The sequence below is a fragment of the Archangium sp. genome (assembly GCF_036389735.1).
In the GTDB taxonomy this organism is placed as follows: Bacteria; Myxococcota; Myxococcia; order Myxococcales; family Myxococcaceae; genus Archangium.
The window spans coordinates 1-12,020 of record NZ_DASVWK010000933.1 but is presented as its reverse complement, the minus strand read 5'-3'; the positions used below and the strand labels follow the sequence as shown (position 1 = coordinate 12,020).

Here is a 12,020-nt window from a genome sequence, read left to right as displayed (position 1 = left end):
CCCGAAAAATGGGACAGATGATCAGCCGAACCCAGCGCGAACTTACACCCAAGGAAATCAGACAGCTCACAGACACTTACCATTCATGGCGTGGAGACAAGAACGCGGGCAAGTACGATGACATTCCAGGCTTCTGCAAAGCAACCGACCTCCAAACGATTGCCACGCACGGCTTCATCCTCACTCCAGGCCGCTATGTGGGCTCAGTGGATGTGCCTGACGAACAGCCCGAATTGTTCACGCAGAAGATGCAGAACCTCTGCACGACTCTTGAGCAGCAGTTCACTGAGAACTCTCGCCTCAATGTCCGGATCCGCTTGAGCCTGAAGGAGCTTGGATATGGCAGATGAGTGGAGTGAGGTCAGCATTGCGGAGATCGCAGTCCCGGACGGGGTCGTTGGCGGACCATTTGGATCAGACTTGGTTCGCGCGGACTACAGGAACAGCGGGGTACCAGTCATCCGCGGCGCCAATCTAGGAATTGGCGACAAACGTTTTGATTCAAGCGATTTCGTCTTTGTGAGCGAAGAAAAAGCGGACCAACTAAGCCGGAACATGGCTGCTCCTGGAGACTTGATCGTAACCCAACGGGGAACACTGGGCCAAGTAGGTATCGTTCCGGTGGAATCGGTATACGCACGCTATGTCATCTCGCAGAGTCAGATGCGACTTCGCTGTAACACAGGCATCGCCAATCCCACTTATATCTACTACTGGCTTTTAAGCGACAAGACTGTCGAGTACATCAAGGCAAACGCGGTTGCTGCGGGAGTCCCGCATATCAACCTCGGGTTCTTCAAATCCATGCGATTGCGACTCCCTCCATTGGACGAACAGAACTCTATTGCGGGAATACTCGACTCCCTGGACAAAAAGATCGACCTCAACCGCCGCATGAACCAGACATTAGAAGCCATGGCTCAAGCGGTGTTTCGGTCTTGGTTCGTGGACATTGACCCGGTTCGTGCCAAGACAGAGGGGCGCCAGCCCGCAGGCATGGATGCGGAGACAGCCAATCTGTTCCCCGCCATATCGTCAAAGACGGAACTCGGCGCCATACCCGATGGATGGACCCACCAACCGGTCTCATCCTTGGTCCAGGGTGTCTTCGATGGACCTCACGCCACTCCTCCCGAAGCCACAGAAGGTCCGATCTACCTGGGCATCAAGAACCTCACGGGCACATCGATTGACTTCGCGGGCATCCGGCACATCAGTGAATCGGACTGGCCCAAGTGGAGCAAGCGTGTGGAACCGCGGGCGGGAGACATCGTCTTCACCTACGAAGCCACCCTGGGACATTTCGCACTGCTCCCCCCGGGACTCCGGTGCTGCCTCGGTCGTCGCACGGCTCTGGTGCGACCTAAACCAGACGAGCGCTCTCGGCATTACCTTTTCCATTGGTTCATCAGCGAGACCTTCCAGCAATTCTTGCGCTCGCGAGTGCATCCAGGCGCAACGGTCGACCGCATCCTTCTCACGGACTTTCCAAGCTACCCGGTACTCTGCCCGCCTCCTGCGCTGGTTCACCGCTTCGACGATTTCGCGGCTCCAATCTGGGCTCGGATCCACTCGAACCTGGCCGAGAACCGGACGTTGGCGGCCCTCCGGGACACCTTGCTCCCCAAACTCCTCTCCGGAGAGGTCCGGGTCAAAGACGCCGAGGCCAGGGTTGGAGCCGCCGTGTGAATCCGCCTACTGTGCTCCCCGGCAAACAGTGTCGAGGCGCTGTCCTTTCCATGCTCATCATCCTAGCGAACTCGATTTTCCCAGGATGCGCACCCACTGTCAGAAGAGCCGGAACCAGGACCCTCGTTACAGGGAGGATTGAGCCAAGGCACTTCCAGTTCTACACGGTCGTTGAGAACACCGAGAATGAACCGGGCGGATGGCGCGCGGCCTGTGTTCATCTCAGCATTCGCAGGAAGAATACGGGAGAGTCACTCCTCTGCACATTCGGCGTTGAAGTACCCATGACGAACAAAGACATGCCCATCTCCACTCCGCTTGCCCAACGAATCGCGGCAGAGCGTACTGATGAGACAGCTCGGTTCGTCTTCGGTGCCGCCACCCTTGCATCCCCTCTTGGTCTTCTGTGCGCAGCATTCAGGAAGGAGCTTGGAACCCGGCTCAAAATGTCTATTGGTGGCTCGCGTGTGAGAACCGTGTGCCGAGAAGAGGCCGTACCCGTCCAATTCGGCGAATTCGCTCTCTGACCTCATGACTCTCTCTACAGAGCAGCTGATATCGCTCGCACGAACCTACTGGCGTCCGGACAAGGACTATCAACTGCGGCAAGAAAAGAGTCCTGAAGACCGGAGGCTCGATGCGCGATGGACCGAGGAACTCAAGCGGATTGATCGCTGGCATGCGTTCCTGCGTGACCTCAGGCAGGCGCTTCCGAGCTTCACCATCGGAGACGGCACCGCGACTCCTGACGCCTGCTTTCGTTGCGTCGCCTATCCGTCCCGGGGCCGTCTACAGCGGCCGGATCCGTGGATCGTCGTCGGTTGTGTCAGCATCCTGGCGCCCCTCTACATCGTCTACAGTGTGAAGTATGGCCGCGTGGGCAACAGAACGCGACTCAATCCCAGGCTCGGCTTCGAGCCCTTCCCGCCCGAGATGAAGTCGCCGGCGGAGGTCATCGCCAGGAAAATCGAGGAAACGTTCGGGGTGAGCAAACTTCCGCGCGAGATCGCGGAGACCCCTGTCCCACTCTTCGTGGGATGGGTGGAGCCTCCAGAGACGATTCTGTTCCATGCGCTCTTCACGAATGAGCCAGACAACGTGCCTTGATTGGACCTGAGAAGAGTTGAAGACGGCTCGCCTCGACGGGCTCCTACGGGAACGTCACACCCTCCAGCGAAACGCTGGGAGGCTCACCCTCCTGCCAGAGCGAAAGGGTGAAGGGGCCCCGGGTCTGTGCCCCCGTCACCTCGGCCTCCACCACCACGCGCTGCCCTTGCGCGCCAGGGAGGAGAGGCTCCAGTGGCCAGACCCGCAGCACCTTCAACCGCAGGCCTCCCTTCCCCACCAGCGCCGAGCCCGCCGCTGTCCAGGGCCGCGCGGAGAGGTTGTCCACCGTCAGCACCACCGCCACCACGCCCCGGGCACGGTAGCTCGTGGCCGCCCACACCGAGAGGGGCTCTCCAGGGCGCTGGGTGAAATTCCGTCGCAAATGCAGGCGTCGGACGGCGAGTCCCGTCTCGTCCACCTGCTCATTGACGAGCAGTCCCGTCAGCCCATCCGGCGTCTTGTGCGCCTGCTCCCGCTCCGCCTCGCACCGCCGAACCTTGATGCGCTCCTCCTCGGCCTCCCGCCAACAGGCGTGCGGTGCCTCCGGCTGGAGGTTGACGTTCACTTGCCGCTCCGCCTTGGCGGCGCTCACCACCAGCAGGAAGTCCGCGCTCGTCGGCACCGTCCCCTCGAAGCGCACCCGCAGCCGCAGCCGTCTCCCCACGACCAACGTGCTGGAAGGCAACACCGTGAGCATGTCTTCCACCACGGTGACCCGCGAGAAGCCCTCCCGCTCCTCCAACTCCACCCCGGCGAGCTTCAGGGGCGCACCAAAAAGCAACGTGGTGAGATGTCCCGGCTTGATGGGCAGCTCGGGCACCTGCTTCGGAGCTGTCGCCGACAGCTCGACGAGACGGGGCTCGTCCGCCATTTCTCCGGATGACGTGGACGGCTGCGCAGCGGCGGAAGCCCCCACGAGGAGCAGCAGCAACAAGGGAACGGCGGGGAAAGGGGGGACCATGCGGAATGAGACCTCCGGAGTGGTGCAGAATAGCAGGGACCTCCGAAGTCGACCCCTTCCGTGCTCCCCCGCGCTCACGTACCTCCCTACTCGAAGCGCTCCACGCCCTTGAGATGCGGGCCGGCGGTCACCGTCGCGGTGCCAGATCCACCCTCGTCCGGTTCCCGGACGAGCGTCGCGCGGGCGACGGGCGTGGGGGTTGTCGCCCAGGAGGGCACCGCGCCACCGTCACCTTCCAGCGGACACCACGGGAGCGCCACTTCCTGGCCGGGCCAGCGCCTCACCTCCGGCATCGGAGAGAAGGAGGCCACCCTGGAAGTGTGAGACACGGTGGCGAGCAGGACGCCCACGCCCAGCGCCAGGCCGCCTCTCCGCCACGCTCGCGGGACCACGCGACCTCTCGCGCCTCGGTGATCTCTGGAGGTGGCACGGACTCCTCGACCGGAGCCTCCACCTCCGTGGGCGCGGGCCCGCCGCGCCGGGGCCGCTCGCGCTCGTACGCCGACACGCGGCGGCCTCGCGCCAGGGACCGCTCCAAGTCCACCTCCACCGTCCCGCCCTCATGCTCCCGCCGGGTGGTGGCGTTGTCTGGGCCCCAGGCCTCGCACAGCGGCACCTCCCAGCTCGCGTCCGCCCCCGCCAGCGCCGCCTCCAGCGCCTGCCCCACCGCCCGGGCGTCCGGGTAGCGTGCCCCGGGCTCCTTCTCCAGCATGCGCACACACACGGCCGACAACGCCCGGGGCACGCGCGGGTTGCGCTCGTGCGGCGGTACGGGCCGCGTGTGCCGCACCGCCTCCTCTACCGCCTCCTCGCTCTCGCCGTGGAAAGGTCGGGTGCCCGTGAGCAGCCCATAGAGGAGCACGCCCAGCGCCCACAGGTCGTCCCGGGCACTGGCCTCGTAGCGCTCCCCGGAAGGCGCCTCGCGCTGGAAGCACCAGGCCTCCGGGGCACGGAACAGGGGGACGTTGGGCAGGCGTCCCCGGGACACCTCGAGCGCCCCCGGAAAAGTACCCACCCCATAGTCCACCAGCACCGCCCGCCCGTTCCCCCCCACCACCACGTTGTCGTCCTTGATGTCGCGGTGCACCACCCCACCGCGTGCGCCACGGCCAGCTGTGCCGCCAGCGCTAGCACCGCCCGGGCCGCCCAGAGGGCCGGGGGGTTGTGGCGCTCCACGTACTCGTCCATGGGCAGCCCGGGGACGTAGTCCATGACGATGTAGAGGAAGAGCGGCCCGACTTCTGGGTGGTGGCCGTGGTGACCATGCGCCTCCACCCTCACCAGTCCCGCGTGGTGCAAACGCAGCAGCACCTCCAGCTCCCGAAAGGGCCACGCCCCCGCGTGCGGCAGGTACAGCAGCTTCACCGCGTACACCCTGTCGCCGCGCCGGGCCCGGTACACGGTGCCGTAGCTGCCCGCTCCCAGCCGCGCGTCCAGCGTGAAGCCGCCCACCCCCTCGCCCTCCTTCGGCAGGAACTCATCCCGCGCCCTCTCCCTCCCGAGCCGACGGAGCAACCGCCGCCGTCGACGGTCGAGCGCCTGTTGCCGCTGCTCCGCCCGCCCCGCCGTTTCCTGTTGCATGCGTGCTACCTCCGAGGTGGGGCAGCGTAGCATGACACCCGCAGTCACCGTGGGCTCGCTACCAGGCACTCCCGGGCGCACTCCGCTTCAGTGGAAATCACGCTCCCTTCGCCGCTCGCTTGTAGACGTCCACAAGCGATGTGGCACAAAAACGCACACCGCTTGTAGACGTCTACAAGCGGCACGCCTCCAGACGCCCCAAGGCGCTCGGGCGCCCCAAGCGGTCCGGCGCCGCCTGACCCGGAAAATGGTCCTGGCGACCCGACTCCCCGGGTCACTCAAATCACGAAGGACGTGCGCTAGGACCTGGGCGCTCCATGAGCCTCCAAGTCACCGAGTCCGTGGCCGAACAGGAAGCCCTGAACTGGTTCGAGGACCTCGGCTATGCCGTGCGGGAAGGCGTCCCCGGCGAGCCTGGCCCCGAGCGCGCCCACCTCGGGGAGGTCGTCCTCCGGGAGCGGCTCCAGGAGGCCGTGGACCGGCTCAACCCCCGCGTCCCCGAGGCCGCGCGCGAGGAGTCCCTGCGTAAGCTCCTGCTCCAGGAGTCCCCGGCCCTCGTCCAGCAGAATCGGCGCAACCACCGGATGCTCGTGGAGGGGGTGGAAGTCGAGTACGTCGGGAAGGACGGGCGCGTGGTCGGCGACCGGGTCCGCCTGCTCGACTTCGAGCATCCCGAGCGCAATGACTGGCTCGTCATCAACCAGCTCACCGTCATCGAGGGCGGGCACAACCGCCGCCCGGACGTGGTGGTGTTCGTCAACGGCCTGCCGCTCGCATTGCTGGAGCTCAAGAACGCCGCCGACGAGAGCGCCACCCTGTGGAGCGCCTGGCAGCAGCTCCAGACGTACAAGCAGCAGATTCCCTCCCTCTTCCACTTCAACGAACTCCTGGTCGTCAGCGACGGACTGGAGGCCCGCATCGGCTCGATCACGGCGCCCAAGGAGCGCTTCGCTCCGTGGCGGACCATTGAGGGTGAGGAGCTGGCCCCGGCGAGCATGCTCGGGTTGGAAGTGCTCGTGCGCGGCGTCTTCGAGCAGCGCCGGTTCCTGGACCTCGTCCGCCACTTCATCGTCTTCGAGGAGGACGGCGCGGACGTGGCCAAGAAGCTCGCGGGCTACCACCAGTTCCACGCCGTCCAGCGCGCCATGGAGGCCACCCTCAAGGCCGCCCGTCCAAAGGGCGACCGGCGCGTGGGTGTGGTCTGGCATACGCAGGGCTCGGGAAAGAGCCTCACCATGGCCTTCTACGCGGGGAAGGTCATCCTCCATCCGGACATGGAGAACCCGACGCTGGTGGTACTCACGGATCGCAACGACCTGGATGAGCAGCTCTTCGGCACCTTCAGCCATTGCCAGGAGTTGCTGCGGCAGACGCCCGTGCAGGCCGAGGGCCGCGCGGATCTGCGCGAGAAGCTGAAGGTGGCCTCCGGGGGCGTCGTCTTCACCACCATCCAGAAGTTCATGCCCGAGGAGAAGGGAGACCGCTTCCCGCTGCTCTCGGACCGCCGCAACATCGTGGTCATTGCCGACGAGGCCCACCGGAGCCAGTACGATTTCATCGACGGCTTCGCCCGGCACCTCCGCGACGCACTCCCCCACGCCAGCTTCGTCGGCTTCACCGGCACCCCCATCGAGCTCACCGACAAGAACACGCGCGCCGTCTTCGGGGACTACGTCAGCATCTATGACATCCAGCGCGCGGTGGAGGACGGGGCCACCGTCCCCATCTACTACGAGGGGCGGCTCGCGAAGCTCGAACTCAAGGAATCCGAGCGCCCGCGCATCGACCCCGAGTTCGAAGAGGTGACCGAGGGAGAGGAGGAGGTCCGGCGCGAGAGGCTCAAGAGCCGCTGGGCCCACTTGGAGGCGCTCGTCGGCACGGAGAAGCGGCTCGACCTCATCGCTCGGGATCTGGTGAACCACTTCGGAACGCGGCTCTCCACCCTGGAGGGCAAGGCCATGGTCGTGTGCATGAGCCGCCGCATCTGCGTGGACCTATACAACGCCATCACGCGGATTCGTCCCGAGTGGCATGACGACAGTGACGAGAAGGGCGGCATCAAGGTCGTGATGACGGGCTCCGCCTCGGACAAGCTGGAGTGGCAGCCGCACATCCGCAGCAAGGCCCGCCGCGAGGCGCTAGCCAAGCGGTTCAAGGTTCCGAAGGACCCGCTCCAGATCGTCATCGTCCGGGACATGTGGCTCACGGGATTCGACGCCCCGTGCCTTCACACGCTCTACGTGGACAAGCCCATGCGCGGACACGGACTCATGCAGGCCATCGCCCGAGTCAACCGCGTCTTCCGAGACAAGCCCGGTGGGCTTGTCGTGGACTACCTGGGGCTGGCGGACCAACTCCGACATGCGCTCGCCACGTACACCGAGTCCGGAGGCAAGGGCTCCACCGCCATCAACCAGAACGAGGCCGTGGCGGCCATGCTGGCCCGGTTCGAGATCTGCCAGGATCTGTTCCACGGCACCGATTACAAATCTGTCATCGCCGCGGGAGCCCAGGCTGTCTTCAAGTTCCTCCCCACGGCGCAGGAGCACATCCTCCAACAGGAGGAGGGCAAGGAGCGATTCGTTCGCGCCGTGACGGAGCTGAGCAAGGCGTTCGCCCTGGCGGTGCCCCATGAAGAGGCGCTGCACATCCGCGACGAGGTGGCGTTCTTCCAGGCCGTGAAAGTAGCGCTGGTAAAGAAAGCCCAGGTGGATGCCCGACCGGAAGAGGATCTGGACCATGCCATCCGGCAGATCGTCAGCCGGGCCGTGGCCGCTTCCGATCAGGTCATCGACATCTTCGCGGCGGCGGGCCTGAAGAAGCCGGACATCTCCATCCTCTCGGACCAGTTCCTCGCGGAGGTGCGCGGCCTGCCCCAGAGGAACCTCGCCGTCGAGCTGCTACAGAAGCTCCTCAAGGATGAGCTCAAGACGCGCTCGAAGCGAAATCTGGTCCAGTCGCGGACCTTCTTGGAGATGCTCGAACGGGCCCTGCGTTCATACCGCAACCGGGCCATCGAGACCGCCCAGGTCATCGAGGAGCTGATCGCCCTGGCCCGTGAGATGCGCCAAGCCCAAGCTCGAGGTGAGAAGCTGGGGCTGACGGACGACGAGATTGCATTCTACGAGGCCCTGGGCGTCAACGAGGCAGCCGTGAAGGTCATGGGGGATGCAGTGCTCCGCGCGATCGCCCAGGAACTCACGACGACCATCCGGCGCAACGTCACCCTGGACTGGACTCAGCGTGAGAGTGCGCGAGCGAAGCTGCGGACCACGGTGCGACGGCTCCTGCGCAAGCACGGCTATCCTCCGGACAAGCAGGAGCAGGCCACGAACACAGTGATGGAGCAGGCGGAGCGGCTCTGCGAGACCTGGGCTGAAGAGGGGCTCATCAGCCCCACGCCCTCCCAGGACGAGGAGCATGTGGCCCCAGCGGTGGTGCCTTTCCCGAAGAACACCCCGGCCCAGCCTGCCTATGAAAGCGAGCCGGAAGCCACACTGCCCATGGCGGCGGACGCCGAGCCTCCCCCACGCAACAAGAAGACAACGAAGCCGAGCACTCGGAAACCGCGCCCTCGCAAGCCGCGCTAAGGTGCGCGGCCGATGTCCCTGCCCATCCGACTGGTGCTGCTCCGCCCGCGCAACGCGGAGAACCTGGGTGCCGCCGCCCGGGCCATGAAGAACTGCGGCCTGTCCGAGTGGACATGGGTGCACCCCGAGGCCGAGGATCTCGCCCCCGCGCGCCGCCTCGCCGTCCACGCCGAGGACGTGCTCCAGGCCGCCGACCGCGCCGACTCGCTCGACGCGGCGGTGGCCGACTGTGTCTGGGTGGTGGGCACCAGCTCGCGCAAGGTGGAGGGCAAGCGTCGGCTGTCCCCTCGCGCCGTGGCGGAGGAGATGGTGCAGCGCGCCGCCCAGGGGCCGGTGGCCCTCGTCTTCGGCGATGAGCGCAGCGGCCTCACCAACGCCGAGGTCGAGCGCTGTCACGATCTGTCCGCCGTCCCCACCGCTCCCGAGCAGCCCTCCATCAACCTCGCCCAGGCCGTGCTGCTCTATGCCTACGAGCTGCGCATGGCCTCGCTCGCCTCCGAGCCCCCTCCTCCCGCTCCCCTCCCCGTCGCCGCCACCGACTCCGAACTCTCCCTCGTGGAGTCCGCCCTGGAGCAGGCCCTCGTCTCCGGCCGATTCCTCGTGGACGAGCACCAGGGGCGCACCGGGCTTCGGGACCTGTTCGCCCCCCTCCGGCGCTCCCGCCTCACGCGCAAGGAGGCGAAGCTATGGCTCGCCGCCCTGCACACGCTGTCGAAACGCCTGCGCTCCCGTGACTCGGGGGGATGACCCGCTCTACTTCGTGGTGCCAAGGAGCCGGTTCATCAGCTTCGGGTCCTCCGGCAGCAGCCCCGACTTCGGCAGCCGCTTCAGCAGCTCCTTCCAGCGCGGGTCCACCCGGTAGGTCCTCTGGAGGAGCGGCACCGCCTCGTCCACCTTCCCCACGTTGACGAGCGACACCGCGTGCCAGAACACCATCTCCGCGTTGCCCGGCGCCAGCGCCTCGGCCCCCGCGTAGGCCTTCAGCGCCGCCTCGGTGTCCTTGCGCTCGAGGGCCAGGTCCCCCTCGTTCATCAGGTTGTAGGCGCGCTGGAGCGTCACCAGCCGGCGCAGTTCCTTGAGCGGCACCAGGTGGTCGTCCACCCGCAGGTCGAACTTGCGGTCCGCCCAGGCACGCCCCGTGGGCTTGCCGGAAACCACGATGAGCGCCGCCGACTGCTTGCCCCGGATGTCGCCCCCCTGCGCCTCCGCCGCCTCGAGCGCCACCAGCATCCGCTCGGCCAGGTCCCCCTTCGCCGCCTGGAAGGCCTTGGCCATCGCCGGCCACACGGTGTCCTTTTCCATCATGTTCGCCTGTACGGAGAAGCCCTCGCCCACGAGGTGGCCCGCGGCCGCGATGCACTTGTCCCCCGTGTGCGCCGCCACCTTGCCCGTCGCGTCGATCATCCCCACCTGCCGCACCTGGTTGGCCGAGTCCGCGGCCAGCAGTCCCGCGAGCGCCTCGGGGGCAGCGCGGCCCGCGCGCATCAGGTCCAGGCCGAGCTTGCCGTAGGACGGATCCACGAAGGACTGCGTGGCCACGGCGCCCACGCCCGCCTCCGCCCAGGGCACCGTGGAGCCCACGGAGAACCAGTGGGACTGCACCGCCACGCCCAGGTCCCCCGTCTCGGGATCTCTCGCGACGATGGAGTAGGTGTGCACGGGCCGCCGGGGAACAGGGGCGGGCTCGGCGGCGAGCGACGGCAGGGCCAACAGGACGAGCAGCAGCATGGAACGCACCAGGAAGCCTCCGAAGAACGAGCCCCGGGAGACTGAGCGAGCGAGCGTCCAGCCGCAAGCGCTCTCCCTCCCCTGGCTGTCGAGCGAGCCGCCAGGAAGCGACCGCCGGGTGGGCTCCAGGTCCCTACCTTCTCCCAAGGATTCCAATTCGAGAGGAGCGAACCATGTGGCACATGCCCTACGAGCGGATGGAAGTCGGTGATGAGGCCGATGACACTCCCGACAACCACTCCCAGCGGGAAGCTCCGCCCCAGGGTGAGCCCGGGCGAACCCCCGGCCAGGCCGAGGGTGCCGATGGTGGCGAGCGGAAGATGCCCCAGGGCGAGCCCGGCCCGACGCCCGGCTCCGCCGAGGGGGACGATCGCGATCAGCCCTCGCGGCACTGACCCGCGGCCGTTACAGTGGCCCGAGACATGTCTCGCAAGCCACCCCCGCCCCGCCGGCCCTCGTACTCCCTCGCCAAGCACGTCCACCCTGGACGCTGGGAGGGAAAACCCAAGCCGGACTGGCTGTCGCGCGCGCTCGCTCGGGCGGGGGTGCTGCCCCAGGACGAGGCCGAGGAGGCCATCAAGGAGGGCCGCGTCTCGGTGAACGGGAAGGTCGTGAAGCAGCCCCTCGCCCCGGTGCCCCCGGGTGCCAGCGTGCGCTTGAACGGCCTGCCTGTGTCGCTGGCGGCGCCCACCCGGGTGCTGGCCTTCCACAAGCCAGCGGAGCTGCTCACCTCCACGGTGAGCCAGCACGGGGTGGGCACCGTCTATGAGGTGCTCCTGCCCCAGTTGCCCCAGGAGCTGGCCGGCTTCACCTGGCACGCGGTGGGCCGGTTGGACCGGGGCACCACCGGGCTGCTCCTCTTCACCAATGACGACAAGCTGGTGGCGCACGTGACGTCGCCCGACACGGACCTGCCCAAGCGCTACGTGGCCACGGTGTTCGGCGAGGCGGACGAGGAGCGGGTGGAGCCGCTGCGCCGGGGAGTGGAGTTGGAGGACGGTCCCACCCGGCCCGCGAAGGTGACGGTGCGCGACGCCCATACGGTGGAGGTCATCGTCACCGAGGGCCGCAACCACCAAGTGAAGCGGATGCTCGGGGCGGTGGGGCTGCCGGTGCGCGCCCTGCACCGCGAGGCGGTGGGCGGGGTGGCGCTGGACGTGCCCGAGGGGGGCTTCCGGCTCCTCACCGACGCCGAGGTGGCCGAGGGCCTCCACTACACGAAGTCCCCTCCCTTATAAGGAGGGGTGGCCTCAGGACTGCCGCTTCAGGCTGCCCACGGTGAGCCCGGCCTGCCGAGGCTGCACCCGGTTGATCTCATCGGCTCGGGCGCGGGCCAGCTCCGGCACGGAGGACATGGAGCGGGG

11 protein-coding genes are annotated in these 12,020 nt (G+C 66.9%); 7 read left to right on the top strand and 4 right to left on the bottom strand.

The annotated features are described in order from the left end of the window. The 3 genes from VF794_RS33050 to VF794_RS33040 all read left to right on the top strand — a co-directional run. A partial coding sequence (locus tag VF794_RS33050) for an N-6 DNA methylase (RefSeq protein ID WP_331117102.1) occupies positions 1-350 on the top strand: 350 nt, incomplete at its 5' end. Further along, positions 340-1,689: a restriction endonuclease subunit S gene (locus VF794_RS33045; RefSeq protein WP_331117101.1), complete on the top strand. Its 1,350-nt coding sequence runs from the start codon at positions 340-342 to the stop codon at positions 1,687-1,689. The genes VF794_RS33050 and VF794_RS33045, both read left to right, overlap by 11 nt. A gap of 531 nt (positions 1,690-2,220) precedes the next feature. Then, entirely contained in the window at positions 2,221-2,796 is a 576-nt protein-coding gene (locus VF794_RS33040; protein ID WP_331117100.1) for a hypothetical protein, read from the top strand. Positions 2,797-2,839: 43 nt separating this feature from the next. On the opposite strand, the gene VF794_RS33035 is transcribed toward VF794_RS33040, so the two are convergent. The 3 genes from VF794_RS33035 to VF794_RS33025 form a co-directional block, all read right to left on the bottom strand. Further along, complete coding sequence (locus tag VF794_RS33035) at positions 2,840-3,757, bottom strand: DUF2381 family protein (protein ID WP_331117099.1); 918 nt, start codon at positions 3,755-3,757, stop codon at positions 2,840-2,842. Between the two features lie 86 nt (positions 3,758-3,843). Then, complete coding sequence (locus VF794_RS33030) at positions 3,844-4,041, bottom strand: hypothetical protein (protein ID WP_331117098.1); 198 nt, start codon at positions 4,039-4,041, stop codon at positions 3,844-3,846. Next, positions 4,038-4,844, bottom strand: a complete 807-nt coding sequence (locus VF794_RS33025) for a serine/threonine protein kinase (protein WP_331117097.1) — start codon at positions 4,842-4,844, stop codon at positions 4,038-4,040. The genes VF794_RS33030 and VF794_RS33025 overlap by 4 nt, the downstream gene beginning before the upstream one ends. An 811-nt stretch (positions 4,845-5,655) precedes the next feature. Here VF794_RS33025 and VF794_RS33020 point away from each other — a divergent pair. Further along, on the top strand, positions 5,656-8,928 hold the full coding sequence (locus tag VF794_RS33020) for a type I restriction endonuclease subunit R (protein ID WP_331117096.1): 3,273 nt from the start codon (positions 5,656-5,658) through the stop codon (positions 8,926-8,928). A gap of 12 nt (positions 8,929-8,940) precedes the next feature. After that, positions 8,941-9,675 carry an RNA methyltransferase gene (locus VF794_RS33015; RefSeq protein ID WP_331117095.1) on the top strand — a complete coding sequence of 245 codons (735 nt, stop codon included), beginning with the start codon at positions 8,941-8,943 and terminating at the stop codon, positions 9,673-9,675. Positions 9,676-9,681: 6 nt separating this feature from the next. Here the strand turns inward: VF794_RS33015 and VF794_RS33010 are convergent, their stop codons facing one another. Further along, positions 9,682-10,656, bottom strand: a complete 975-nt coding sequence (locus tag VF794_RS33010) for a DUF1028 domain-containing protein (RefSeq protein WP_331117094.1) — start codon at positions 10,654-10,656, stop codon at positions 9,682-9,684. Positions 10,657-10,829: 173 nt separating this feature from the next. Between VF794_RS33010 and VF794_RS33005 the strand changes: the two genes are divergently transcribed. Next, positions 10,830-11,051, top strand: coding sequence for a hypothetical protein (locus VF794_RS33005; RefSeq protein ID WP_331117093.1), 222 nt, complete (start codon positions 10,830-10,832; stop codon positions 11,049-11,051). 27 nt (positions 11,052-11,078) lie between these two features. Continuing rightward, on the top strand, positions 11,079-11,894 hold the full coding sequence (locus VF794_RS33000) for a pseudouridine synthase (protein ID WP_331117092.1): 816 nt from the start codon (positions 11,079-11,081) through the stop codon (positions 11,892-11,894). Positions 11,895-12,020 lie beyond the last annotated feature (126 nt).

What these genes read in the sequence shown, in the direction of transcription:
- VF794_RS33045 (WP_331117101.1), top strand. Translation starts at nt 340, where the DNA reads ATGGCAGATGAGTGGAGTGAGGTCAGCATTGCGGAGATCGCAGTCCCG.
- VF794_RS33040 (WP_331117100.1), top strand. Translation starts at nt 2,221, where the DNA reads ATGACTCTCTCTACAGAGCAGCTGATATCGCTCGCACGAACCTACTGG.
- VF794_RS33035 (WP_331117099.1), bottom strand. Translation starts at nt 3,757, where the DNA reads ATGGTCCCCCCTTTCCCCGCCGTTCCCTTGTTGCTGCTGCTCCTCGTG.
- VF794_RS33020 (WP_331117096.1), top strand. Translation starts at nt 5,656, where the DNA reads ATGAGCCTCCAAGTCACCGAGTCCGTGGCCGAACAGGAAGCCCTGAAC.
- VF794_RS33015 (WP_331117095.1), top strand. Translation starts at nt 8,941, where the DNA reads ATGTCCCTGCCCATCCGACTGGTGCTGCTCCGCCCGCGCAACGCGGAG.
- VF794_RS33010 (WP_331117094.1), bottom strand. Translation starts at nt 10,656, where the DNA reads ATGCTGCTGCTCGTCCTGTTGGCCCTGCCGTCGCTCGCCGCCGAGCCC.
- VF794_RS33005 (WP_331117093.1), top strand. Translation starts at nt 10,830, where the DNA reads ATGTGGCACATGCCCTACGAGCGGATGGAAGTCGGTGATGAGGCCGAT.
- VF794_RS33000 (WP_331117092.1), top strand. Translation starts at nt 11,079, where the DNA reads ATGTCTCGCAAGCCACCCCCGCCCCGCCGGCCCTCGTACTCCCTCGCC.